Source organism: Ornithinibacillus liuyingii (assembly GCF_055550225.1).
In genome coordinates this window covers 1-24,539 of sequence record NZ_JBPWOS010000018.1, presented here as the reverse complement: position 1 = coordinate 24,539, position 24,539 = coordinate 1, and the positions used below count along the sequence as shown (strand labels likewise).

General features: G+C 36.5%; 26 protein-coding genes. 6 read left to right on the top strand and 20 right to left on the bottom strand.

All coding sequences use genetic code 11. The annotated features are described in order from the left end of the window. Positions 1 to 10: 10 nt before the first annotated feature. From ACSKT4_RS18450 to ACSKT4_RS18425, 6 genes are all read right to left on the bottom strand, one after another. Positions 11 to 943: an ABC transporter ATP-binding protein gene (locus ACSKT4_RS18450; protein WP_186871038.1), complete on the bottom strand. Its 933-nt coding sequence runs from the start codon at positions 941 to 943 to the stop codon at positions 11 to 13. 111 nt (positions 944 to 1,054) lie between these two features. Continuing rightward, a complete protein-coding gene (locus ACSKT4_RS18445; RefSeq protein ID WP_186871037.1) occupies positions 1,055 to 1,690 on the bottom strand; it encodes a response regulator in 636 nt (211 codons plus the stop codon). Continuing rightward, complete coding sequence (locus ACSKT4_RS18440) at positions 1,683 to 2,822, bottom strand: sensor histidine kinase (protein ID WP_186871036.1); 1,140 nt, start codon at positions 2,820 to 2,822, stop codon at positions 1,683 to 1,685. Before ACSKT4_RS18440 ends, ACSKT4_RS18445 begins: the two co-directional genes overlap by 8 nt. A gap of 289 nt (positions 2,823 to 3,111) precedes the next feature. Beyond that, entirely contained in the window at positions 3,112 to 3,399 is a 288-nt protein-coding gene (locus ACSKT4_RS18435; RefSeq protein ID WP_186871035.1) for a hypothetical protein, read from the bottom strand. Positions 3,400 to 3,470: 71 nt separating this feature from the next. After that, on the bottom strand, positions 3,471 to 3,806 hold the full coding sequence (locus ACSKT4_RS18430; RefSeq protein WP_186871034.1) for a hypothetical protein: 336 nt from the start codon (positions 3,804 to 3,806) through the stop codon (positions 3,471 to 3,473). Between the two features lie 522 nt (positions 3,807 to 4,328). Continuing rightward, positions 4,329 to 5,090: an SDR family NAD(P)-dependent oxidoreductase gene (locus tag ACSKT4_RS18425; RefSeq protein ID WP_186871033.1), complete on the bottom strand. Its 762-nt coding sequence runs from the start codon at positions 5,088 to 5,090 to the stop codon at positions 4,329 to 4,331. Positions 5,091 to 5,508: 418 nt separating this feature from the next. Between ACSKT4_RS18425 and ACSKT4_RS18420 the strand changes: the two genes are divergently transcribed. Next, complete coding sequence (locus ACSKT4_RS18420; protein WP_366481262.1) at positions 5,509 to 5,925, top strand: NADPH-dependent FMN reductase; 417 nt, start codon at positions 5,509 to 5,511, stop codon at positions 5,923 to 5,925. A gap of 53 nt (positions 5,926 to 5,978) precedes the next feature. Here ACSKT4_RS18420 and ACSKT4_RS18415 read toward each other — a convergent pair whose 3' ends face one another. The 8 genes from ACSKT4_RS18415 to ACSKT4_RS18380 form a co-directional block, all read right to left on the bottom strand. After that, complete coding sequence (locus ACSKT4_RS18415) at positions 5,979 to 8,075, bottom strand: tetratricopeptide repeat protein (RefSeq protein ID WP_465823724.1); 2,097 nt, start codon at positions 8,073 to 8,075, stop codon at positions 5,979 to 5,981. A gap of 272 nt (positions 8,076 to 8,347) precedes the next feature. Next, entirely contained in the window at positions 8,348 to 8,731 is a 384-nt protein-coding gene (locus ACSKT4_RS18410; protein ID WP_186871031.1) for an OsmC family protein, read from the bottom strand. A 44-nt stretch (positions 8,732 to 8,775) separates the two neighbouring features. Further along, positions 8,776 to 9,771 (bottom strand): ABC transporter ATP-binding protein, encoded by a 996-nt coding sequence (locus tag ACSKT4_RS18405; RefSeq protein WP_465823723.1) that lies wholly within the window; start codon positions 9,769 to 9,771, stop codon positions 8,776 to 8,778. Beyond that, positions 9,755 to 10,771 carry an ABC transporter ATP-binding protein gene (locus ACSKT4_RS18400; protein ID WP_186871029.1) on the bottom strand — a complete coding sequence of 339 codons (1,017 nt, stop codon included), beginning with the start codon at positions 10,769 to 10,771 and terminating at the stop codon, positions 9,755 to 9,757. Before ACSKT4_RS18400 ends, ACSKT4_RS18405 begins: the two co-directional genes overlap by 17 nt. Before the next feature lie 4 nt (positions 10,772 to 10,775). Further along, entirely contained in the window at positions 10,776 to 11,708 is a 933-nt protein-coding gene (locus tag ACSKT4_RS18395; RefSeq protein WP_425516489.1) for an ABC transporter permease, read from the bottom strand. A gap of 10 nt (positions 11,709 to 11,718) precedes the next feature. Continuing rightward, positions 11,719 to 12,669, bottom strand: coding sequence for a nickel ABC transporter permease (gene nikB / locus ACSKT4_RS18390; RefSeq protein ID WP_186871027.1), 951 nt, complete (start codon positions 12,667 to 12,669; stop codon positions 11,719 to 11,721). A 176-nt stretch (positions 12,670 to 12,845) separates the two neighbouring features. After that, on the bottom strand, positions 12,846 to 14,408 hold the full coding sequence (locus ACSKT4_RS18385) for an ABC transporter substrate-binding protein (RefSeq protein WP_211741980.1): 1,563 nt from the start codon (positions 14,406 to 14,408) through the stop codon (positions 12,846 to 12,848). Positions 14,409 to 15,038: 630 nt separating this feature from the next. Continuing rightward, positions 15,039 to 15,476 (bottom strand): MarR family winged helix-turn-helix transcriptional regulator, encoded by a 438-nt coding sequence (locus tag ACSKT4_RS18380; RefSeq protein WP_465823722.1) that lies wholly within the window; start codon positions 15,474 to 15,476, stop codon positions 15,039 to 15,041. 177 nt (positions 15,477 to 15,653) lie between these two features. On the opposite strand from ACSKT4_RS18380, the gene ACSKT4_RS18375 reads away from it, so the two are divergent. Continuing rightward, positions 15,654 to 16,058: a CidA/LrgA family protein gene (locus ACSKT4_RS18375; RefSeq protein WP_186871025.1), complete on the top strand. Its 405-nt coding sequence runs from the start codon at positions 15,654 to 15,656 to the stop codon at positions 16,056 to 16,058. After that, positions 16,028 to 16,723 (top strand): LrgB family protein, encoded by a 696-nt coding sequence (locus ACSKT4_RS18370; protein WP_465823721.1) that lies wholly within the window; start codon positions 16,028 to 16,030, stop codon positions 16,721 to 16,723. Before ACSKT4_RS18375 ends, ACSKT4_RS18370 begins: the two co-directional genes overlap by 31 nt. Before the next feature lie 57 nt (positions 16,724 to 16,780). Here ACSKT4_RS18370 and ACSKT4_RS18365 read toward each other — a convergent pair whose 3' ends face one another. The 5 genes from ACSKT4_RS18365 to ACSKT4_RS18345 form a co-directional block, all read right to left on the bottom strand. Next, a complete protein-coding gene (locus ACSKT4_RS18365) occupies positions 16,781 to 17,374 on the bottom strand; it encodes a hypothetical protein (RefSeq protein ID WP_186871023.1) in 594 nt (197 codons plus the stop codon). A gap of 18 nt (positions 17,375 to 17,392) precedes the next feature. Continuing rightward, a complete protein-coding gene (locus ACSKT4_RS18360) occupies positions 17,393 to 18,829 on the bottom strand; it encodes a sodium:solute symporter family protein (RefSeq protein ID WP_465823720.1) in 1,437 nt (478 codons plus the stop codon). Between the two features lie 12 nt (positions 18,830 to 18,841). Beyond that, the gene (locus tag ACSKT4_RS18355; RefSeq protein WP_186871021.1) at positions 18,842 to 19,066 is read right to left on the bottom strand and encodes a hypothetical protein; all 225 of its coding nucleotides are present in this window, start codon (positions 19,064 to 19,066) and stop codon (positions 18,842 to 18,844) included. Between the two features lie 280 nt (positions 19,067 to 19,346). Continuing rightward, entirely contained in the window at positions 19,347 to 20,540 is a 1,194-nt protein-coding gene (locus ACSKT4_RS18350; protein WP_465823719.1) for a YhgE/Pip domain-containing protein, read from the bottom strand. A gap of 56 nt (positions 20,541 to 20,596) precedes the next feature. Next, entirely contained in the window at positions 20,597 to 21,172 is a 576-nt protein-coding gene (locus ACSKT4_RS18345) for a TetR/AcrR family transcriptional regulator (RefSeq protein WP_186871019.1), read from the bottom strand. A gap of 359 nt (positions 21,173 to 21,531) precedes the next feature. On the opposite strand from ACSKT4_RS18345, the gene ACSKT4_RS18340 reads away from it, so the two are divergent. The 3 genes from ACSKT4_RS18340 (at position 21,532) to ACSKT4_RS18330 (ending at position 22,901) form a co-directional block, all read left to right on the top strand. Beyond that, entirely contained in the window at positions 21,532 to 21,720 is a 189-nt protein-coding gene (locus ACSKT4_RS18340) for a spore coat protein (RefSeq protein ID WP_186871018.1), read from the top strand. A gap of 13 nt (positions 21,721 to 21,733) precedes the next feature. Then, positions 21,734 to 22,033, top strand: a complete 300-nt coding sequence (locus ACSKT4_RS18335) for a spore coat protein (protein ID WP_186871017.1) — start codon at positions 21,734 to 21,736, stop codon at positions 22,031 to 22,033. A 244-nt stretch (positions 22,034 to 22,277) separates the two neighbouring features. Beyond that, on the top strand, positions 22,278 to 22,901 hold the full coding sequence (locus tag ACSKT4_RS18330; protein WP_465823718.1) for a LysE family transporter: 624 nt from the start codon (positions 22,278 to 22,280) through the stop codon (positions 22,899 to 22,901). Between the two features lie 2 nt (positions 22,902 to 22,903). On the opposite strand, the gene ACSKT4_RS18325 is transcribed toward ACSKT4_RS18330, so the two are convergent. Further along, positions 22,904 to 24,223, bottom strand: coding sequence for an amino acid permease (locus tag ACSKT4_RS18325; protein ID WP_465823717.1), 1,320 nt, complete (start codon positions 24,221 to 24,223; stop codon positions 22,904 to 22,906). Between the last annotated feature and the right edge of the window lie 316 nt (positions 24,224 to 24,539).

Sequence of the window (24,539 nt, the reverse complement as noted above, 5' to 3'; positions counted from 1 at the left end):
CTACACCTCCTTAATCGCGTAAAGTTCGACCAGTCAAATGAAGAAATACATCTTCCAAACTAGGAGTCTCCGTATGAAAATTAATCATTTGGATATGATGGTTATTAGCAAGGGAGACTAATTCACTGACTAAATTGATCCCTTTATTTGCAATAACTTTTAAGTTCACATCAGAAGCTTCTACTTTCCGGACCCCTTCTATCGCTTTCACCTGCTCTACAAACACTTCATTCATCTTGCTTAATTGTACTTTGATTGTGTCCTCTGCGGATAATATGCTTAGTAGCTCACCTTTTGTCCCCGTTGCAATAATTTCCCCATTATCCATAATGTACAATCTGTCACAAAGCTGCTCCACTTCCTCCATGTAATGGCTCGTATATAGAATCGTTGTACCATTTTTTTGATTTAACATGCGTACCGTTTCTAAGATATGATTTCTAGATTGTGGGTCAATTCCAACAGTAGGTTCATCTAAGATTAATATTTTTGGTTGATGTAGTAGTGCTACAGCAATATTTACCCGTCGCTTCATCCCGCCTGAAAAAGTTTTTACTAAATCTTTTTGGCGACCTTCCAAACCTACTATCTCCAATGAGCGCTGAATACTTTTTTCGAGGTCATCCCCCTTTAGCTTATAAATCGATCCAAAAAATTTTAAGTTCTCATATGCTGATAGTTCCTGATAAAGCGCTAATTCCTGTGGCACTACACCTAAAATACGCCTCAATTGTTCCGGTTTATTGATGATGTTTTCACCATTGAGCTTTATTTCTCCAGCTGTTGGCTTTATTAATGATGAAATCATCGAAATTGTTGTTGATTTTCCAGCCCCGTTTGGCCCTATTAGACCAACCGATTCTCCGTTATCCAAATATAAATTAACATCTTGCACTGCCTTTTTCCTTTTGAATGACTTACTTAAACGGATAGTTTCAAGCATGGTTTTCCTCCTTTTTTCTGTTTGATACTTGCATCATAATCGAAAAAAACCAAAGCCACTACTGACTTTGGTCACTTACGATATAGGTACTAGTTACTTTCGTCATTTTTTCTAAACTAATCGATGGCGAATTGCATATATTGCTAATTGAGTTCGATCTCTTAACTCTAATTTATCTAAAATTTGGCTTGTTTGATTTTTTACCGTTCCTACAGATAACCCTAACCGTTCTGCTACTTCCTTATTATTGAGCCCTTCTCCAATACATTTTAAAATGGCTCTTTCTCTTGGTGTTAATGTTGGGTCCACCGATTCACCTTCTTCTTGGTTTTGAAGGAGATAAGGCATTACTTTTGCTGCAACCTGATCCTCCAGTGAGAGTCCACCACTCATCGTACTTTTAATCGATCGTATAAGAGACTGCGTATCGCCGTTTTTTAGCATATATCCACTAACTCCCAGCTTCAGCGAATCTACCACGTAATGCTGGTCGTCAAACGTTGTAAGCATTAAAACTTTTATATGCGGGAATCGTGTCCGTAATACCTTTGCGGTTTCAATCCCATCCATTTCTGGCATACGAATATCTAATATAGCTATATCAAAAAGCTGTTTTTCACATAAAGCGACAGCTTCCATACCATTGCCTGCTTCACCCGTTACAATAATCTCCTCATCTGTTTCAATCATTGCTTTTAGACCTTGACGTACCATTACTTGATCCTCTGCTAACAACACTTTAATCATACTGTCCACCTCGTTCTATTAATCGAATAACCCCTTTTACCCTAAATTGATGCTCATCCTGTGTGACATCCAATGAACCTCCAACTTTTTCTAATCGTTCTCGCATTGCTTTCAATCCATATCCTTCTTGAAAATGGTAATTAGAAGTTGTTTGGTTGATTACTTCGAAACGAAAAATACTTCGACCAGGCGATTCAAACATAACACGCGCCTCTCTTGTTGAGCTATGCTTCATAATATTGGTCAGCGCTTCTTGTACAGCACGATATATGGCAAAGGACTGCTCCCCTGAGAGTGGAGCTGCGAAAGCACCATGCTTAACAGAGAAATGAATTTTCATATAGCTTTCTATTTCCAACTTTCTGATTAACCGAATAATCCCCTGGAGACCGCCTACTTCTGGTTGTTTAAAGGATTTTACCGCTTTTCTTGTTTCTTCTAAGCTTTGACTGATAAGCTCTTTAAGGGTTGTCATTTTCTCTTTATCTTGTTCCACGGCATTTAAACGGAATGCCTCAAATTGCATTAACAAAGCAGTAAGCTTATGTCCAACTGAATCATGGATTTCCCGCCCAATCATATTACGCTCATCGAGTCTTGCTTGTTCTTCTTCAATCATAAGCTGTCTTTTCATTTTTCTATATTCATCTAATAAGACATCATACTTCTTTGAAAGTTCGTTTTCTCTAATATGTACCGTCTGAAAATAGAACAGGGCAGTAATTATTAAACTATATAAAAGTCCATACCAAACTAATATGGTAGTAGAGAGATTAGCTTCCATCATGATTACGAAAGCACATATTAGCTGAACGCCAATTACAATAAAACTCTTCAAGCGATTAAGGTAAAACACTGCTTCGGCAATAATTAACGCATGAAGTAGAAATACATATGGATTGAACATACTGCCCATGTGATGAAAAACACCGATAGTGGTTAGTGCTTGTATGGAGAATAAAATGGTCTGCCAAATTGGTTTATTTGCAGTGATAGGAAGTATAAACAAGATGATGAAAAACACGCACATACTAGTAAGCTGTATCTTGTTTATACCTGATGGAAATGCTAAATAAGCAAATACCCAAACAACACCATAAATAGCAAGCCATATAAAATATGATTTCTTCATGATTAAAAGCTCCTTTTAAACTTACCATTTTTTTCATTATACTATGATACCGAGCTATTCAACACCTCCGTCTAAAATTCGAGCTTCTTCAGGTTAACACCTTTGAAAAATCTTCATCTAGTACAGATAAATCAGTATTTTTGTAGAAGCTATCTTGTGATATAACAGGCTTAACTTCAACATTTATCATCTTGCTAAATAAATGAATTACAAGACCTGAACATTTTACATCATTTAAAACAAACGGTTAATGGCAGATCATTCTTGAGGTAAAAAAAGAAGAAAATGTTTAAATCCATTTTCTTCTTGAAGTTCGCTTTGAATTTTCTCTATGGTTCTGGTTAAATTCCAATACTTGATTTCTTTCTCTTTGTTTTCTCTTATCCCGCTCAATCAATGAATCTAATTTTTCAACGGCTCTTTCTAGTTCCTCCTCATTTATATCTCCTCTAGCATAAATGCCGCATAAAACACTATAAGCGATTGCCTTTGTTTCTATATTTACAACAAGATCTATATCTGAGTTTCCACTCTTGTCTATCAGCGTTTTTAATTTATTTTCTATTCGCTTTTCCAACATCATTCACTCCTCTTGTTGATAAATTTAAATAGAGGGATACTGTATCAAGTATCCCTCGCAAAGACTTATTAGAAATCAAAATCTTGATCTTGTCTTTGATCTTGGTCCTGATCAGAATCCGCTTCGGACCTAGCACGTACTCTAGCACGTGATTCACTATCTACATTAATGTCTAGATCTACTCTTGAATTACCACTATTTTCAACTCTAGCCCTTGCAACATTCGTATTTTTATCTTTAACACGAACATCAGTATCATTATCTACTTCATTATCACTTCTAAAATCTAGTTCATTATCAGCATCGCTTCTTGAATTACTTTTTGAATTACTTCTTGATCTAGAGTCACCAGACCCTCTTCCACTATCCCCAAAGATACTTGGGTTTCTCCATACGTTACTCATAGATTATTCCCTCCTTTTTGTAATAGTCGCTATATTATATTCAAATAGATATCATATGCTTAGATGAACTCCCTATTAAAATATAGTCAAAGATATATTTTTGAAATAAATACGTTATTAATCTAGTATAAATCCCCTATAAGTTATTCTTTCCTAAAGAATAGAAAAGGCCTATTTTTATTTGTTGCTAAAAGTCCGGGAATAATAACATTGGATAAATCCCTTTCAAAATCAGTTACCCTCGTCATATATATTAGATATACCTCTATATAATAAACACTTGCTGATGAGCTTAATTTTAAATTCCTCACTGCACTTAGCCATTAAAAAAACCCCGAAAGCTAGTTTTCACTCTAACGTTCGGGGGTCGATAATCGTTCTATAATAAGTTATTTTTATCATTATTCGTAAATATTACCTTTTATTTAGGATATTATTTTGCTATCGGTTTAACTACAATAGTAATAACGAGGCGTTTCCAACTGGTTCATAAACAGAATGAATAGCCATGCAACTAGTCTCTTAATCCGCCTGCATTCCACCATCAACATTATATAATGAGCCTGTTACGAATGAGGCTTTATCAGAAGCCAAGAATAACACGACTTCTGCTACATCTCTTGGCGTGCCAAAGCGACCTAATGGGATACCTTGTTTAAGTGCTTCTCCAACACCTTCAGGATCATCCGGATTCATGTTCTTTTGAATACCGGATAACATCTGTGTATCGATGGCAGCAGGTGCTACCGCATTCACGCGAATACCACTAGAAGCTACTTCAAGAGCGGCTGTTTTAGTCAATCCTGCAACAGCATGCTTAGAGGCTATATATCCTGCCATGCCGGCAGCCCCTATGTAAGCGGCATTTGATGCTGTATTGATAATGGACCCATATCCTTGCTTTTCCATTTGCTTTATAACATGTTTTAATCCTAAAAACACACCTGTTACATTAATCGATAAAACGCTTTCAAATTGTTGTTTATCAAGATCTTTAATCGGAATGGAAGGCCCAGAAATTGCTGCATTATTAAAGAATACATCAATGGCTCCAAATGCTCCCACCGTCTTTTCAACATATTGAATGACGTCTTCTTCCTTTGTAACATCAGCTTGAATGACCAATGTTTTATCCGGTTGATTTAAACTTTCCTTTGCGCTTTCTAAAGCTTCCTCACTAACATCTACGAGAACCACATTCGCACCATTCTCCAAAAATACTTTCGCTGTCTCTTTTCCAATACCACCTGCACCACCAGTAATTAAGACTGTATTTCCGTTCATACACAATCCTCTCCTTTGTTAAATTTTATTCCTACAAGTATATCGTATAGAAGGGAGATGTAATTTTCAAAAAATACGCACAATAACATGCTATGTTCCTTCCTTAGAAAGAATTTCCGTTGTACTTTCTACTGGCCCCGAAGTAACATTACTTTGTCTGTTTAAGTAGTTTTGATATTTCTATTAGAATAGGATAGGATTTAAATTATAGTTAACGCTAGATTTTATAAGCGTATAGTACTAAAGCAGAAAGAGTGACTATATGAATAGAAGGAGGAAAAACACATTGAAATTAGTCGGAGTTTCTGGAACGTTAGCCGGAGAAAAAACGTCACAAGCAGTGTCTACCTTTTTAACAGCTGCTTCTTCCATAGATCCACAACTGGAGATTGAATTAATTGATTAAAGAGAATACGAGGTGGAGTTATGCCGCGGAGAGCCACTTTCCTATTACAACGAAGATACTTGGAAAGTTGTAAAAAAAATTCTATCCGCTGATTTTCTTCTATTTGGTACCCCTATTTATCAAGCATCCATTTCAGGTGTATTGAAAAACCTATTGGATTTCATACCAGAGAATGGATTCAAAAATAAAGTCACTGGGATTATTGCAACCGGATGGTCAGATAAACATTTTCTTGTACCGGAATATCAATTAAAGCCTGTGCTTAGCTATTTAAAAGGATTAGTCCCATCTGCAAATGTGTTCATCCCAAACAATTCTTTTGACATGGAAACCAATGAAATAAATGATTCAAATGTTTCTAAACGACTCCATAGTCTTGCAGATGAAATGATATTTCTCCAACAAGCCATTAATAACAGAGAAACATAATTCGATATCATATTGACCCAGGGCTCGCGCTCTCACTCTGGGTCAATTTTCCATTAACTTATCGTATTCATTAACTCATATTGACGAAGCTTTAAATCAAATAGGGTAAGTGGATCACGATAGAATTCCGGTTTTTCTCTCATTATTTCTAGAGAATCCGTATGTTTGGCGATATCTCCTTGTAGTTCCTCACTTACACTATTTATCACATCATGGGAATTTGCGAAAAATCTACTAATATCCCATTCTATCGAGTCCTCAAACAATTCTACCTGTTGGATAAACGGTTGGATGATTTTCTCGGTTATTTCACTGTAATCCCCATTTTCAATATAGCTTCTATATTTGCTGTACAATTTATCATTACCTTTTGAAATGGAACCAAACAGTTTCCCTGCTCCCTTTAACAATAATTGAGACGGATTGTTACGCATCAAGATATTCACTTTCTCAATATGAAGCATTCCCCTCGTTATCCGTTCCATGTCCCTCTGCCAATCATCCAATACTTTAAAATCACCTTCTAATTTAAGCCTTTCCTCTCCATATTGGTAATTAAAGCCTTCACTCATATCATCTAAATTCAATTGATAAGTATTGAATACTTCTTCGGAATTTTTTATCCAGCTTGCAATTGCATGTTTAAAATCATATAGAGCCGTCCTTTCCATATAATTCGCAATCCGCTTATTCATTTCGTTATTTAGGTCCACATGAAGCTTACCAAAATCACTATCTTCCTTTATTAGTTCAGAACAATTGCGAATTATTTCAGGCAGCTTTCTCTTGATTTGTTGTATTGCATCCTGTTTTAATTGACTGAATGAATCCGTTACAACTCTTGCTTCTTCGACTTCCATATCATGCAGCTGACTTTGTATATCATGAAGTCTTGTAAGTAGCTCTTCGTTCCAATGAATCTTATCCATAATTTCTTGTAAGACTTCTATACGTTTTTCAATCAGAAATTCTATCGCAGCCTTTATAATATTCCGTATTTTGGATGGACTTGCCACATCGATGTTGTACTCCTCTAACATTGGCTCCATAAATACTTCTAAATCATTTAACAAGCCCTCTTTCTCTGCCCATTTCTTAATGGACTCATATAGTTTAATCCCCTCTTGCCGGTTGTTTTGACTGACGTTAGAATTGGCAAAATAGTATTCTGCTTCATTAATCAGTGTTGCTTGCAGGTCGGAAGGAAAAATATCATTCCAAGCCAGAACAGCCGATGAAGAGATTAATGTATCAGATGTAGATGATATTTCTAACCAGTTTGATAAATGCTTTTGAATTAATGTAGAAATCTCTGTTATTAGAAACCTTCCACTGATTAATTCAAAGTAAGCATCTTTAAATAGGTTCGGCAGCTTCTTCCACATATACGATTCTTCGATACTATTATTCAATAAAAGCTCGTTAATTTCTTCTAGCCAATGAAGATAGAATTCACTTTGTCGATAGCTGTCCCACAATATTTCAGTAAGGCTTTCAAATCGGTATTTGTCCATATCTAATACGGTGACTAATACCTCGTTAAAATAGTTTGGGCCATAATGGGTAGTAAGTCCTCTCCCTACATACTCTTCTAATATCGTGATCCAGGAAAGTGACTTTGTTCGGATTGCCTCCTTTACTGCCAATTCAACTGCATGATCCCAATCCTTAATATCCTCAAAGTACGTCTGTGCAATTTCCGTCACACTTGGATAATCCGGATTTAATGTAACAGCGTTCTTAATTGCATCAACTGCTTTTTGTTGTTCCCCTTGTTGTATGTAAAGTGAAAAAAGCTGGAGTAGTACCTCCGTCTTCAAGTCTATCGACTCGGTTTCTACTTCCTTGTAAAATTTTTCTGCATGATCCCATAAACCCATTTCAAAATGAGCATCCGCTATATTTTTCTGTGCCCATGGAATAAATTTTTCATCTAAAGGATGTTGCCATTTATAAATAGCCGCTTCAAAATCATTATTTAAAAAATACACTTCTCCTTGAGCATATCGAATGGAGGATAGTTCTGGACGTTCTTTCTTCATCTCCTCCATGTACATATCACCCAACACTTTAATTGGATGCTCCTTATTATTCTGATCCACTATATTTTCATAATAGGATTTATTAATTAGTTGATTCTCTGTTGTCACGTTAATCCCCCACATTGTAATTAATTTTATCGTTACGGTGTTTATACCTTTATAGAAATCATTTTCGGTTACAAAAAATCTTCACACATTACTACTATATAAAGCTCACCGTTACTATATTCGTATTATTACACTTGTTTATGGGGTGAAAGGGAATGATAATTTTTTCCAAAGTTTAAGTTTGAGTGAACTGGTAAGGGAATTTGTAATGGGGAGGCTTAGATGGAAAGCTCACATTTTCATAGAAATGTGAGCTTTTATTGAGTTTGAAGTCATGAATTTATTTTAACCAAAGCGCCCCGTGAAACAGTATTGCTAATTGTGCAAGCGCGTTCTGCTGATACAATAATCTTCTTTTTATACGCATCTGTTAAGCTATCAGGCAGCTTAATGGAAACATCAAATTGTTCAAACCGTGATGGACTATTCTCTGCTTTTATACCAGTAACCTCTATAGAAAATTCCCCATCTTGGACTTCAATTTCATCTCTTTCTAACATTCGCTGAATCACAATGGTTAAACACATTCCAATGGAGGATTCAAGTAATTCTTTTGGGTTAAGCCCTTTCGAGTTAGCGGTAAAGCTTCCCTCAACCTGTAAACCTTCTTCATTATAAATTCCGAAACTACCATTCTGTTTACTGATTATTGCCATTTTCATTCCCCCGTTCATTCTTATGAAACTATAAAATTACGAAATTATTCATCATACAAATGACAAGCTACAACATGACCTGGAGATATCTCTTTTTTCTGTGGGATCTCCACCTTACAACGGTCCGTTGCAAATGGGCATCTAGTGTGGAACATACAACCTGTAGGCGGATCTAATGGGGATGGGATTTCCCCTTTTAGTACAATCCTTTCCCTAGCTTGGGTACGATGTTTACCTGGTACTGCTGAAAGAAGCCCTTGTGTGTATGGATGTAAGGGGGAGGCAAATAAACTCTCTGTAGGTGCTTCCTCCACAATCTCCCCTAAATACATAACACCTATCCGATCTGAAATATGATGTACAACACTAATGTCATGGGTAATAAATAGATACGTGAGATTGAATTCATACTGCAGTTGTTGTAATAGATTAATCACTTGTGACTGGATAGACACATCTAATGCGGAGACCGGCTCATCACATATTAAGATTTTCGGATTTGAAATTAACGCTCTTGCTAACCCTAGACGCTGTCTTTGACCACCTGAAAACTCATGAGGATATCGGTAATAATGCTCCGCCCGCATTCCGACCTTGTCTAAAATCTCAAAAACTCTGTCCTGGCGTTCAATTTTTCTTCCTATTGAATGAATTGTTAACGGCTCCTCTAATGCCTTTCCAATCCGGATCCGTGGGTTTAACGAGGAAAAAGGGTCCTGAAAAACCATTTGCATATCTCTACGTACAGATTTAAGTTCCTTTTGGGAGAGTTCAAATATGTTTTGATTATTATAAATGACTTTCCCATCGGTGGGTTCGGTTAGCCGTAAGATTGTTCTTCCTGTAGTACTTTTACCACTACCAGACTCTCCTACTAAACCATATGTCTCCCCAGGATAGAGATTCAGTGAGACATTATTTACCGCCTTTACCTCGCCTTTTACTCCACCAATACGTCCAATAGAACCTGTTACAGGGAAGTATTTCTTTAAATGTTGTACTTCTAATACAGCTTCTCGTTCCCTAGCTTGTGATGTCATACTTCCCCTCCTCTTCCTGCAGTATTTTTTCAATATGCCAGCATCTTACCTTTTGATTCCCTTCAAGCATACGTAGCTCTGGGGCGTTCTCTTTACAAAGGTCATCTGCAAATGGACAACGTGAAGCAAAGCGACAGCCTTTTGGAACATTATTTAAAGAAGGAACTGTCCCCTCAATCATGTGAAGCTCTTTTCCTCTATCTCCATCAATTTGTGGGATTGATTTTATTAATCCTTTTGTATATGGGTGCAGTGGTTTAGAAAAGAGATGATCTGTGGTCGTTTCTTCTACTACCTGGCCCAGATACATCACAATTACTCGATCACATATTTCGGAAACCACATTTAAATCATGGGTTATGAAAATTACTCCCATTCCTAGACGTTGATTCAAATCAACCATTAAATCTAATATTTGTGCCTGGATGGTTACATCTAATGCAGTAGTCGGTTCATCGGCAATTAATACTTTAGGCTGACAAGAAAGTGCCATAGCAATCATGACTCGCTGCTGCATTCCACCAGATAGCTGATGAGGATATTCCTTCATGCGTTTTTCTGGTGAAGGTATACCAATTAGTCGTAGCATCTCGATTGCTTTTTTCGTTGCTTCTTTCTTATTCACTTTTTGATGCAGCATAATCGTTTCTTTTATTTGGTCACCAATCGTATAAACTGGGTTTAAGGAGCTTAAAGGATCTTGAAAAATCATGGATATATCATTTCCACGAATTTTTTGCATGTTGGGCATGGGTAGATCTAGTAGATTTTCTCCATGTAACAGAATTTCCCCTTCATATTCCGTCGTATATTTTTCATCTAATAGTCTCATGATCGACTGAGACATGACACTCTTGCCACAACCGGACTCCCCGACCACGCCTAGAATCTCACCTTTTTTCACTTGAAAGCTGATTCCATCTACTGCGGTCAATTTTCCATCATCCGTGTGAAAATGTGTCTTTAAATTTTTCAATTCTAATAGAGGCTGCTTTTCCATAACTTTACCTCCTTTTCTTCCTTCTAAGTAGATTACTTTTTCTTCGTGAAGAATGCGGATCAAGTAAATCTCGTAACCCATCCCCTAGAAGATTTAAGCCTAGTACTGAAATAATAATTGCCAACCCAGGGAATACAACCATCCACCAGGCTTTAAAGATTACTAGTTTACCAGCTTGTAATATATTTCCCCAGCTTGGATCTGGAACCGGAATTCCTGCACCTAAAAAACTAAGTGCTGCTTCCGATATAATCGCTTCAGCAAAAATAAATGTTGCTTGCACAATAAGAGGTGATAACGTATTTGGTGCGATATGCCGCCAGATAATTCGAAAACCACTTGCTCCCTGTGCGTGCATTGCTTCTATATAAGTCTGCTCCCGAATAACTAATGCAGAAGAACGAACAATACGGGCAATGCTAGGTGTAAATACAATAGTCAACGCAATAATGACATTTGTTGGGGACGGTCCTAGAGCAGCCATTAATGCTATGGCTAAAAGGATGCCAGGAATCGCCATTAATCCATCACAAATACGCATCAAGATATTATCTAGTATTCGGTAATAACTTGCGTAAAGACCAATTATCAACCCTAATATGGACGATATCACGGTCACCGCTAAGCCTACACCAATGGACACTCTAGCACCGTACACAATCCGCGTCATTAGATCTCGCCCATATTCATCCGTACCAAGTATATGTTCCGTACTTGGTTCTAGCAATCGATCAACCACTTTCATTTCATACGGATCATATGGCATGAATAAAGGTCCAAAGAGGGAAAATAATACTAGCAAAATAAAAATGGAGCTTCCGATAACCATTAATTTATTGGAGAAAAAGCGTCTACTAAGCAATTGACGTTGTTGTTTCTTTAAGTTCGACTTTATTTCTTGTACTCTCTCTTTTACCGCATTGTCAGACACGTCAATCCCCCCCTCTCTATTTCCGATCAAATCTCACTCTTGGATCAATAACCCCATAAAGTAAATCCACGATTAAATTAATAAACACATAGATTAATGTTACGAATAACACCACTCCCTGTATGACCGCAAAGTCCCTTCGTTCAATAGAATTTATGATAAGTTGACCTAAACCAGGAAGGTTAAATATAGTTTCTACTACTACCGCACCTGTTACTAATGTACCGAAAGATTGCCCAATAACCGTAAGCACAGGAAGAAAAGCATTTCTTAGTGCGTGTTTTATAACTACTTTACGTTCTTTTAACCCTTTAGAACGAGCCGTTTTAATGAAGCTCTTATTCAGCACCTCCAACATCGAAGAACGAGTCATACGAGCAACAAGGGCAGCTTGAATCGCTCCTAATGCTATCGCTGGTAATATTAAATATTGTAGATGGTTCCACCAACCAGCACTTAACGGCTTATAACCAGCAACAGGAAGCCATTGAAGCTGCACACCGAACAATAGCATCAATAATAATCCAAGTAAAAAGCTCGGAACAGCCATTCCTAATAAGGAGGTCACCATTAAGGATTGATCAGTAAATGAGCCTCGTCGATAAGCAGCAATAATGCCAATAGGAATTGCTATAATCAAAGCGATAATCTCTGCTAATAATGCTAATGAAATGGTTGGACCTAAGTGACTGAAAATCGATTCCGTCACAGATTCTTTCATAAAATAAGATTCTCCGAAATCCCACTTAAGAACTCCAGAAACCCAATGAAAATATTGTTGATAGATTGGGAGATTCAACCCTAATTCTTCATTCAATGCCTCAATCTGTTCTTCAGATGCTTCAATTCCTAACATAGCTGCCGCTGGATCTCCAGGTGTTAAATGGACAATTAAAAAAATCACCAATGATACAACAAATAAAACGGGAATCACAGATAAAATTCTCTTCACAATAAAACTAAGCAAAGAAGTTCCTCCCTTCTTTTTAGAATAAAAATGTGTTATTAAGGTACAGAGCTCTTTCTGCTACCTTTAAAAATCTACTAATTTGCTCGTTTCCCATAGAGTTGAATTAAATGTAATCCTCCACCGCTACCGCGAGTGGAGGATTACTAAACTCATATTCTACATGGATAACAAACCTATTCGATTACCTTTGTATTCCAGATGATAGGCGCTTCAAATACATTAAATCCTTCAAGCTTATCCGTTGTAGCAAGGATACTCTTATACTGTCCAATTGCAGTAGAAGAAAGAATTTCGTACAAGTAACCTTGAAGTTCATCCCAGATTGCTTTTGCTTCTTCTTGTGTTGATGCTTGGCGAATAGCTGTTAAGAGCTCTGTTACATGTGCATCATTTAATCCTGCCCAATCCGGATTTACTGCTAGTAACTGCGGTGGTGTTAATTGATATCCATTACTTGTAATAAAGATATCCCATTTAGATCGATTATTTTTCGTATCTAAGAAGGTTGGAAAATCATACGTATCAATTTTGACATTCATACCTAGTTGTCGTAATTGCTCTTGTACAACAGTAGTTGCCGTTGCCATTTCAGCATAATCTCCAGTAGTTAACAGTGTTACTTCTTCACCGTTATAACCAGCCTCTTCTAATAAAGTTTTCGCTTTTTCTAAGTCAGCTTGGTTGTACACATCACTACCTGCATCACTAGACCATTGAACTGCATTCGGATTCATGTAGCCAGGATCTAAGGTGTAAAGATCCTCATTTACAAAGCTTGCCATCATAATTTCATCCATATTTAATGCAGTATTTACTGCCTCTCTCATGTTCACATCGGCAAGAACGCCTTCATTCGTATTAAAGAATAGGGTCAGTGTTCCACCAACAAATGTGTGAAGCTCTACGTTGTCCATTGCACTAAGCTGTTCATAGCTTTCGGTTGGGATACTTTCCGCGATATCGTATTGTCCTGTTTGAATACCAGCAATACGAGTCGAGTGATCGGTTACAAAATGATAATATACATCATTTACTAAAGCTTCTTTCTTTCCAGCATACCCACTTGCTTCTTCATCAACAGCTTGGTAATCATCATTTTTAACTAAATGAATGTATTGATCTTGTTTCCATTCTTCAAATTTAAATGGACCTGTACCAATATATTCTGTTACGCCTTCTGCCGGTGCATTTTCAATAATTTCTTTTGGCATAATTGCCGGGAAGTTAGAACGTGCAGACATAACAATTAACACATCAGATGAAGGATTTTCTAAATTCAATCTAACCGTATATGGTCCATCCGCTTCAAATGTTGCATTCTCTAATAATGTTTTAGCTCGAGAAGATAGCTCCAACCATCTATTCATAGAAGCCACGACATCTTCTGAAGTCATTTCATTACCATTGTGGAATTTAATTCCTTCTCTTAATTTAAATGTATATGTTTTTCCATCATCACTTACATCTACCGATTCAGCAAGCATTGGAGTTGGTTCATAATTTTCATTTAATGTATAGAGCGTTTCGAATATGTTACCTGCAACACCTAATGCCACCTGTGATACAGTCAAGGCTGAATCCAATGTTGGCGGCTGAGCTGTTACAGCAATATTTAATTCATCTTTATATGTTTTACTGCTCTCCGAATCTTCATCGCTATTCGTTGATCCATTACTACAAGCTATCAGTCCAATAGCTAGAACCAAAAGCAGCATGCCTAATGCAATTTTTTTCATTTTGTGTCTCCTCCTGAAGAATATTTTGAATTTTAAGTAAGCACGTAATGTATTTCTGCCTATTTAATTACCACTCCTTAGCTTAATGCTAAATAACCACCAATTGGAATTATGTATGAAAACAACAGTCATATTATTAAACTAGCATTAATTCCTATTAATTCAATTGGTTTAATCTAGAATATAATAGAATATGGTTATACCATTGTCAATTAATCGACATTATATTTATAGTATTTAGAAATAGGCGCATGTGTGCTTGGACGTGAGGGCTTATCTTGCTCGGGGCTGGGGGATCTTTTCTCGAGTTTTGGTGTATGTCCCTTGGACTTGGGGGCATCTTGCTCGGGTTTGGGCGCATACTCACTTAGCTCGTGCTCATCTTATCCAGGTTTGGGCGCATGTTCACTTAGCTTGGGCACATCTTGCTCAGGTTTGGGTGCATGTGCACTTGGTGTGGACGCATGTGCGCTTGACTTGGGCGCATGTTACTCCTACTTAAGGCTTAAACTACTCCCTGTTGTTCATAATTTCTTATCTACCAAAAAAAGCACGGAAATGTCCTTCTTTTTCCGTGCCATATGACATACGCATTATAATTTGACTCACCAAAAGCGAATTCACATAAAACTAATCAATAAAGGAATCATTAAGGCTGCTCAATAATTCAGTAAACAATTCCTGTTCATCAATAGACCATTCTTGTAACATATTTTGGAATCGTTCTATTCTTGCTTCTTTGTCAGCAAGTAAATTTTCTCTACCGAGTGCGGTAATTTGGAACACGCTTCCTCTCCCGTCTGATGAATCTTTAGAACGGGAAATAAACCCTCTTGCTTCGGCAGTTGATGCTTGTCTAGAAATTGTTGATATATCTAACTTAAAACGTTCAGCCAATGTTTTTAATCTTGATGGTCCAGACTCTTCTAAATTCCGCAGTAACAAATAAATCGATCTATCTAGAAATCCTATCTTCTTGTCTGTTTTTTCCTTGTATACAGCATGACGGATAAATGTTGTAATCTCATATTCTATCCGCTCAATTGCTTTATTAGTTCCTTTTTGCACCAGCTTCCCCCCTCCTTTATTAATCCATTGACAAAAACTCAACTACTTGTATAATACAATTATGTATTTGTATTATACAAGTAGTTAGAGGGAAATATAAGAATATTTATTTTTTATCCATACTAATGATAAAGAAGGTGGGCAAGTTGTTCCTAATATAAGGACAACTTATTTTTTATGAAAGGAATACGGATTATTTTACAAATAGCTATTTTATTTATGTTTTCAATTGTTGGCGATGTACTACACAACGTATTGAATTTACCAATACCAGGTAGTATTATCGGCCTTATTCTATTATTAACTTGCTTATCTTGTAAGCTTATGCCTACTAGTTTCATAGCTGATGGGGCAGGTCTTTTACTTGCTTTACTACCTTTATTATTTATTCCCGCTATGGTTGGTATAATAAAATATCCATCATTATTCTCTATAGATGGTGGAATTCTATTTTTCATTATTATCATGAGTACTATCGTAACGATGATTGCTGCTGGATATACTAGTCAGCTCATCGAGAAAAGATCAACATCACGAAAGAAGCGAAAAAAATGCAACAAACACTTATCGCAATCAGTATAGTCCTCCTAACAGTCGGGATTTATTTTGCTATGGTAACGATATACAAATATTTACCTTATCCTGTGTTTCTTCCAGTTCTAACGACTACAATAGTATTAGTACTACTATTGACACTTTCTCATATTTCCTATGACGAGTACATGATTGGTGGGAAATGGATTAATGCTTTACTTGGCCCTGGTGTTGTAGCACTAGCGTATCCACTCTACAAAAATCGAAAAGTACTTATTGAAAATATTCTTCCCATCGTTACTGGTGTTTTCACTGGAATGATAATTGGAATGGTAAGTGGATTATTATTTGCTCAAGCTTTTGGCATTGGAGAAGACTTAATTTTGTCTATTCTGCCGAAGTCCATCACTACCCCCGTTGCAATACAAATCTCATCTGGACTAGGCGGGATACCTTCCATGACTGCCGTGTTCGTCATGATTGCCGGTCTATCAGGTGTCATTTTGGGACCTCATATTCTGAAATGGAGTCGTATCGACAGTTATCTTGGAAAGGGAATTGCTTTCGGCAGCTCCTCCCATGCCTTAGGTACTGCAAAAACATTTGAGTATGGGGAATTAGCAGGTTCTATGAGTTCTGTTTCTATGACATTGAGTGCTGTATTTGGCACTATATTTGGTCCAATTATAGCGTGGGCTTTTCATATTTTTTAGCAGAATTTATAACATTATAAGGGACATGGGATACTCTTCTTCCCCATGTCCCTCTTACTATAACAAGTCCTTACCTTCTCGCCACCTTCTGCTCATATATTTCTCCGACTCTCCCGTATTAGCATTTATATAAAATATCTCCTTAACTAGCTCACTTTTCACTGCTACTTTCCATAACGGCAAATAATTTAAGGAGATTTCTCTGATTTCGTGTTTTGGCTTCTTTAATACATAAGAACGATTTATTTGTTTCTGCTGTACATCCCTTACATAGTTTACTGCACTATGTTCATCTGGAATCCTAACAGATACCAGGTAATCCGGTTCCACCTCTTCCCTTGTTAATGGTGGTACCTTAGAAAACACCCCTCTATAGCCTGAAACCCCATCTACAAAAATAAGATTCGGTGTTCTTCTCGGAGGAAATGGTGGGCGTTCTGCAATGACAATTGTTTTCGCAATGTAAAAGGGATGATAGATCAGTTTCTTTTCTGTAGTATAGTCGATTAAATGTTTTATAGTGATAGACTTATTGAATTTCTGCCCTAGTCCAAGACTTTTATAAATATATTGGTAGAGTTCCACTTCACTTATCCTATTTTCCGTTCCAACTCGTTGGATTGATCTTCTTTTGTTTTCTATTGCATGCATGATTCATCACCCTCTTCACTAGTTTAAATGACCATGATAGTAATCCACTCGGTCTTGTATGTCCTTCGCTGGTGGTTTCGTCATTAAGCTAACGATAACGGTTAAAAGTAATGATACAGGCGCACCAATTATAGGTTCTGCATTGGTAGGGAGCCATTGCCCAATAATAAGAATCAAAAAGGTGATTGCTCCTCCTACCATCCCGACAAGAGCCCCTGTTGTATTTGCTCGTTTCCACCAAAGTCCTAGTACTAGTGGGAATCCGAAAGAGGATAATAAGAATCCGCCGACCCAACCAACCATGATAGCTATCAACCCTGGTGGATCAATCGCAATAATGACACCGACAACACTTGCAATAATCATAACGACAAGTCCTAACCCCGTGACAAATCGTTCTGATGCCCGTTTATTAATATGTCCTTTGTATATATCATGTGCTATCCCTGCGGATATGGCCAATAGCATGGCGTCCGCAGAGGACATAATTGCTGCCATAAGCCCTGCCAGCATAATTCCACCCAAAATCGGCGGCAAATAATGTTCCACAACAGAAACAAAAATCATATCACTTCTATCTAACGATTCAATAATTCCTAAACTTGCGCCAGCAGATGTCACCATGAAGCCTGATATAAATAATATTAAATATAATAAACATGCCCACATAGCAGAACGCCGAGCAGTTCTGGCATCACGAGAAGCAAAATTACGCATGACGACAGATGGCGAAATGATGCCAAACCATAGAAATGCAATAAATAGACCGAAATAGGACATCCAAGGCTGTGTAATATCTCCAAATGTCGGGCTCACTGCGAGAGCATCACTAATTAAGGAACTAAGGCCACTATGATCAACTAAAATAAATCCAGCAAGTACGACAATTCCTACCAGCATAATCGCACCTTGTAAAAGATCCGTATAGGTAATAGCCCACATCCCACCTAATGCCGCATATATAGTAAAGCCCAATCCAAGTACGATAACGGCCGTTGTATAATCTATTCCGAGTACATAGGAGCCGATAAGACCAGATGCTGTTAACTGTGGTACCATATAAAAAGTCATTCCAATTACAACAATAACAGCGGAAACAATTTGGACTGATTTTCCATATCGTTGGTTAAAAAAATCTGGCATCGTTTTCGCACCAGAACGGCGAATTTGTCCTGAAATTAAAAACATCGCAAACGGCATAATTGCAATAACACCAAATGCATACGTAAAAAAGTAAGGTACTCCTAAAGCAACCCCAGATCCAACTGCCCCCATCAAAGAACTAGAGCTAGCTACTGCAGCAAAAATAGCAAATGCGCCAACAAAAGTATTGATACTTTGTCCAGCAGTAAAATAATCACTTTCCGATCGCCGTGCTCTTCGGTAAAAGTAAATACCAATCACAGTAATAACAATTAAATAAATAAAAAGAATAATAGCTTCTGTAGTCCGCATCACTATCCCCTCCTATCCTAATCTATTTTTCTCCCTCTCTCGCTTTTCAATCCAAAGACAATAAATAATCGCTAATAAAAACCAGAAGAATAAACCGATAAACATCAACCATCCAACCAAAGAAATCCCAGCAACATAAATGTCTGTCGGCCACCAGATGAATACAAAGCCTGCATAGAGAACTAATACTATCGTTAAGATAAACCCTGGGTCTTTAAATTTAGAGTTAGATGCCATTTGTACACCTCCTGTTTTTGATTTATAAAACTTGTCTTATCTACAAGAGTATGTGAAAGGATAGTGGATTATTCCGAGAGTTTATGCGGGGAGTTGCTTTTAAGTCTTGACGTTAGGTTCTAATTAGAAAGTAAAAATGGCTCTAATCATCAAAATCAATGATTCGAACCATTTATTAGTGTATTTCTCATTGATAGCAAAGTAGAAAATATCCTATTAATAAAACTATAGGGTTAAACTATTGGATATAAAGTGCAAACATATCTCAACTTTTCAATTATTAACTCTCAGTCGTTCTAATTGGCTGTAATCTCTTCCATAAATGTTGGATTATTTTTCCAAAAATTGTTACAACCAGAAGAGAAGCAATAATGATACTTAAATACTTCATATCTAACAATACATTACCTCCACCATAAATTAGACTGAAATAGCTATTCACCCCATATGTCGCTGGAAGTAAATCACCAAGTCCCTGATAAAAAGAAGACAATAATTCACGTGGGACAATAGCTCCTGAACTAACTAATTGTGATGCGGTTAAGGCAATATTGAAAATCATACCAATATTCCCAAATAACATGACGAAAACTTGAGATAAGGTTAAAAAGCTAAACATTAACAGTGCTTGAAAGCCCCATAGAACGAAGAAGTTTTGATTGATATCAATGTGAAACAAATACATTAAGCAAACGGTTAATAGTGATACACCAATTGCTACAAGTACATTAATTATTTGCCTTCCTATAAAAAGGGATGATTTACTATGCATGGTCGTTAATTTTCCTTCTGATAATTGTAGATGTTGGCTAACCAGCATAGCACCAATATAGGAAGCTAATACAATTAACAACGGTACCATCGTTGGAGCAAATCCTTCTTTATCATTGATTTTCATAACATTTTCATGAATACTAGGATTACTACTGCTTTGCAGTATATCAATTAATTGACTTGTAACTTGTTCTACCACATGTTTATTTTCTGACTGCTCTGCTAGCATTTGAGGTACGTGGTCTGCTATTTGAATTTTTATTGCTTGTTGTACCTGCTGATTTACTTGCCCTGTTATATTACCTGCTATTTTCTCCATCATTTGTTTGGTTAAAGTTGCTGTAGACTGATTAATATAATAGTCTATACTAGCATTTTCATTTGCTAGTATATTTTCGGTTAATTGATTAGGAAAATGAATTAGCATATTAATATTTCGATCATCCAATTCTTTTTGGGCAAGGTGTAAGTTACTATACTTTGTTATCTGAAACAGATTGCCTTGTTCTAATTGTTCTACGATTTCCTCTCCATAACCAATATCATCATTAATAATTCCTACCTTAAATTGATCTGTTCGATCATATACACCATCATAGGCTGTTAGCCAAATGAAGACAAATATTAATTGGAATGCAATAGCCGCTGCAATTCCTATTAGGGTTTCTTTTTGTTTAAAAAAGCTATTAAGTACATTCATAATTACTACCTCCTCTTAGTATAGCAAGTACTTGCTTGCATAGAGCGTAAAAAAAATTATTGAAGTGATTGGATAAAAAATTCTATGTTTTTTTCAATGAAATCATCAATTGAATATTCTTTTTTACCTGGATTAATCCTCGTTCTCATTAATGAATAGCCAAAATTAATAAAAACAAAATTTGTCGCGATAATAGAAGGATCTACTCTTTTTATTTTTCCCAATTCCATCATCTTTGTAAAATAATTCTCTAATAAATCAATATACTTTTGGGGAATATGTTTGATTAATTCGTCCAATTCTGGGAATTCACTTGATTCCTTAATACTTAATAAGATAACGGGTTTCTTTTTCTCTAGTAAAGACTGATATTCTCTAACTAACATTTTTAAATCTTGTTCAAGTTCCCATGTCATTTTTTCTTCTAATGTATTTTCGAGCAAGTCAACGAATGCATATTTTTGAATAGCTGCTTCCACAATACCCTTCTTATTTCCAAAATGACGGAATAATGTAACTTCGTTTACCGCTGCTCTTTCCGCTATTTCTCTAGTCGTTGCTCCCTTATACCCTTTTTCGCTAATAAGTTCTACTGCTGCTTCAATAATTTTATCCTTTGTGGATCGACTCAAATTAAGTTCCCTCCAAATTTTGCAAGTAATTACTTGCTTACTATTATAAAAACAGTCCGTGTTCCTGTCAATGACTATTTAACTTCTTGTTCGATTATTGTATGTATTAATTCAAGAATGAAGTAGCTTATTATTATAACATTACCTACTAGAAGTAACAGCAAGCAAATACTATTTTTCTCACGTTCACCTTTTAATAGCCTGTTTAAGTAGTCTTATTAATATAAACAAACTTGAAATTAGTGTATTTAGAGAGTTAGTTACTTACAAATTTATCCAGCAAAAAAAGCACTAATAATAAATCCTACTAAGGTCATTCTATTAAAGAACTAAATCCCATAATAAAGGAGGAAAATGCTATGCCTAAAACAACAGGTGTACACGAAACGTTAGAATTACATGAATTGCTAACGTTTAAGAACCTTTGCCTTACGAAATCAACAGCTATGAATGCACTTGCTCAAGATGACGAGCTAAAGCAATTACTGACACAAACAACGCAAATGGATAGGCAAAGTATCCAAACATTACAAGGATTCTTATCATAGGAGGAGAGATAAAATGACTGGAATGATTCAAAACATGGCAGGAATGGGTGGAATGACAGACCAAGTAATTGCAACAGATTTACTTATTTCTGCTAAGACAGGAATTAAGAATTACGCAGCAGCAATAACGGAAACTGCCACTCCGGAAATTAGAGAAGCACTAAGAGAACAATTGATTATGGCAATTGAATCACACGAAAAAATCACAAACTACATGATTTCCAAAGGCTATTATCATCCCGGAAACATGAATGAGCAATTATCGGTTGATATGCAGACAACGCAAACAGCCCTAAACTTACCTCAACAATAACGTTAAGAGACAAACTTAACTCGCTTTAAAAGGTCCGCTCTAAGAGTTGGACCTTTTCAGCCCCCTCATCAAGTCACCGAATATTCCCCTCTCCTTATATCGTTTTATTTACATTTTAATATACAGTCTCTTTCTATACTAAATAATTTTCTATGCTAAATAAATTTCTATACTTTTTGTTGTACAAGCACTCCTCCGTGAATAGAAATAAATAGATAGTTTAATCACGTAAGGAGTGTTCACTTTGGGTACCTTTTTTAGCTATATTCTATTAGGCCTATCCCTCGCAGCACCAATTGGACCAGTTAATGCTGCACAATTAGACCGGGGTATTAAGGGAGGGTTTTTTCCCGCTTGGTTTGTTGGACTTGGAGCTATTACTGCCGATGCATTTTATATGTTAATCGTTTATTTAGGAATCGTTCATATTGTTGAGATACCATTTGTACAAACATTCTTATGGTTATTTGGTGGATTTGTCTTAATTTATACCGGTGTAGAAAGCATGTTAAGTGCAAAGGATATAAAGGCTGACAACAATAGAAATAAAGAAACCTTACATCAATCTTTCATTGCCGGGTTTATCATGTCCATAACTAATCCATTAACTATCCTATTTTGGTTAGGTATATATGGGTCCGTACTCGCTAAAACTGCATCTAGTTACGGACTCCAATCCTTAATAATTTATAGCTGTGCTATCTTTATCGGATTATTAGCATGGGACATAGCCATGGCAGCAGTTTCAAGTAGTTTTCGAAAAATATTAAACCATCAAGTACTTACAGGCATTGCAATTATTTCTGGTTTAGCCTTAATTGGCTTTGGTCTTTACTTTGGATGGCAAGGGGTTTTACTGTTAATATAAGATTAGTGTTCTTGTTCTTTTTTCCACTTTTTATTCATAAAGAATGCAACTAAACCAATAAGACTAACAATCCCTAGACTAATGAAGAATCCAGGACGGTTTGTTTTATCAAGCAATGTACCACTGACACCAGCTAATAATAATGCAATACCGAGATAATATTTTATATTTTCTTTCAGGTCTACTTCTCTTAACCTTCGAGCAGATAGAATAATAAATGACCAGTTGTACAGTAGCATTAGACCCGCCCCAGTTGTGATAAAGGCATATATTTTTTCTGGTAATACCAGAGACATAATAATAGATGCTACGATTCCTGCTATGAGTAAACCTAGCGCTGGAATTGGTATAACTAATTTACCCTTCTTAGCGAATAAGGACGGTGCATCGTTGTCCTCAGCTAATGAAACTAGAATAGTCGTAACACCATAGAATGATGCAACCATAGTAGAGAAGCCTGCAATAATTATTGCACCATTAAAGATATGGGGAATAATGTTGAGATCAAAATCCTTTAATGAATCAATAAATGGACTTTTTTCTGTATTAAACGCATCCCAAGGCATTAGGATGATTGCCAATGCCAAGGCAATCGTGTAAATTGTGACTAAGGATAAGATCATTATTTTCCCAGCTTTTGGTGCTTCTTTTGGTTGTTTTAATTGGACTGCCATAAGGCCCATTACCTCTATTCCTCCAAATGCATAGAATGCAAAAATGAGACTGGACCAAAATCCCATCCATCCTTTAGGAAAGAATTCATTTAAGCCGTTCGGTATATGTAACTTATTTACACCTTCAAAAAAACCAAACACATAGGCACCAGCTATCACGATAAACATGAGAATTGCCGCTATTTTCATAACTGCAAATATATTCTCGATTTTACTTAGTTTCGTTGCACCCACTAATAAAACAGCTAAACCTAGCACAGCATATCCAAGTGAAAATAACCACATAGGGATATTGGGAAACCAGAATCGCGAAAATATCGACAATGCTGTAAGTTGACTTCCCATAATTAAAATCTCGGAAAACCAATACATCCAGCCAATACTAAAACCGGCCCATCGTCCATATGCCTGTTTAGCATAGGTCCGAAAAGCACCCTTCTTTGGATGACTGGCAGTCAGGATAGCTAGAGCATCGTAGATAATATAGGTCGCAATCCCAGCCAAAATAATACCAATGACAAAAGATGGACCACCTTGTTTAATCCCTATACTAGATCCTAAAAAGAAACCCGTTCCAATTGTACAACCTACTCCAAATAACGATAATTGCCACCACTTCATTTTCTTTTCTTCATTAGACTGAGCCATGTCGTACCTCCTCAAATACCCACTATTTAAAATGCCCCACAACACAGAAATAAATTTAGTATTTTTTCTAGTCATTACCTAGCAACTTTAGTAAGGAGAATTGAATTTAATGTGCCACAAAGGAGATATTCCATGCTTTTTTGGTTAATACGTATAAACTGTGGTATAAAACGCCCATTTTCATTTAGTTAAATCACCCAACCTATATAACTGAATAAATTATAGGAGCATTCCTGTAATGAAGAAATTTGAGGATTGAAACAAAAAGAGCCCTCTTGGTATCATACGAGGTGTCCAAAGCTTCGAAGCAAAAATG

What these genes read in the sequence shown, in the direction of transcription:
- ACSKT4_RS18440 (WP_186871036.1), bottom strand. Translation starts at nt 2,822, where the DNA reads ATGAAGAAATCATATTTTATATGGCTTGCTATTTATGGTGTTGTTTGG.
- ACSKT4_RS18450 (WP_186871038.1), bottom strand. Translation starts at nt 943, where the DNA reads ATGCTTGAAACTATCCGTTTAAGTAAGTCATTCAAAAGGAAAAAGGCA.
- ACSKT4_RS18375 (WP_186871025.1), top strand. Translation starts at nt 15,654, where the DNA reads ATGAAAGGAATACGGATTATTTTACAAATAGCTATTTTATTTATGTTT.
- ACSKT4_RS18410 (WP_186871031.1), bottom strand. Translation starts at nt 8,731, where the DNA reads ATGGCAATAATCAGTAAACAGAATGGTAGTTTCGGAATTTATAATGAA.
- ACSKT4_RS18365 (WP_186871023.1), bottom strand. Translation starts at nt 17,374, where the DNA reads ATGCATGCAATAGAAAACAAAAGAAGATCAATCCAACGAGTTGGAACG.
- ACSKT4_RS18425 (WP_186871033.1), bottom strand. Translation starts at nt 5,090, where the DNA reads ATGAACGGAAATACAGTCTTAATTACTGGTGGTGCAGGTGGTATTGGA.
- ACSKT4_RS18340 (WP_186871018.1), top strand. Translation starts at nt 21,532, where the DNA reads ATGCCTAAAACAACAGGTGTACACGAAACGTTAGAATTACATGAATTG.
- ACSKT4_RS18335 (WP_186871017.1), top strand. Translation starts at nt 21,734, where the DNA reads ATGACTGGAATGATTCAAAACATGGCAGGAATGGGTGGAATGACAGAC.
- ACSKT4_RS18445 (WP_186871037.1), bottom strand. Translation starts at nt 1,690, where the DNA reads ATGATTAAAGTGTTGTTAGCAGAGGATCAAGTAATGGTACGTCAAGGT.
- ACSKT4_RS18355 (WP_186871021.1), bottom strand. Translation starts at nt 19,066, where the DNA reads ATGGCATCTAACTCTAAATTTAAAGACCCAGGGTTTATCTTAACGATA.
- ACSKT4_RS18430 (WP_186871034.1), bottom strand. Translation starts at nt 3,806, where the DNA reads ATGAGTAACGTATGGAGAAACCCAAGTATCTTTGGGGATAGTGGAAGA.
- ACSKT4_RS18350 (WP_465823719.1), bottom strand. Translation starts at nt 20,540, where the DNA reads ATGAATGTACTTAATAGCTTTTTTAAACAAAAAGAAACCCTAATAGGA.
- ACSKT4_RS18325 (WP_465823717.1), bottom strand. Translation starts at nt 24,223, where the DNA reads ATGGCTCAGTCTAATGAAGAAAAGAAAATGAAGTGGTGGCAATTATCG.
- ACSKT4_RS18370 (WP_465823721.1), top strand. Translation starts at nt 16,028, where the DNA reads ATGCAACAAACACTTATCGCAATCAGTATAGTCCTCCTAACAGTCGGG.
- ACSKT4_RS18405 (WP_465823723.1), bottom strand. Translation starts at nt 9,771, where the DNA reads ATGACATCACAAGCTAGGGAACGAGAAGCTGTATTAGAAGTACAACAT.
- ACSKT4_RS18385 (WP_211741980.1), bottom strand. Translation starts at nt 14,408, where the DNA reads ATGAAAAAAATTGCATTAGGCATGCTGCTTTTGGTTCTAGCTATTGGA.
- ACSKT4_RS18360 (WP_465823720.1), bottom strand. Translation starts at nt 18,829, where the DNA reads ATGCGGACTACAGAAGCTATTATTCTTTTTATTTATTTAATTGTTATT.
- ACSKT4_RS18400 (WP_186871029.1), bottom strand. Translation starts at nt 10,771, where the DNA reads ATGGAAAAGCAGCCTCTATTAGAATTGAAAAATTTAAAGACACATTTT.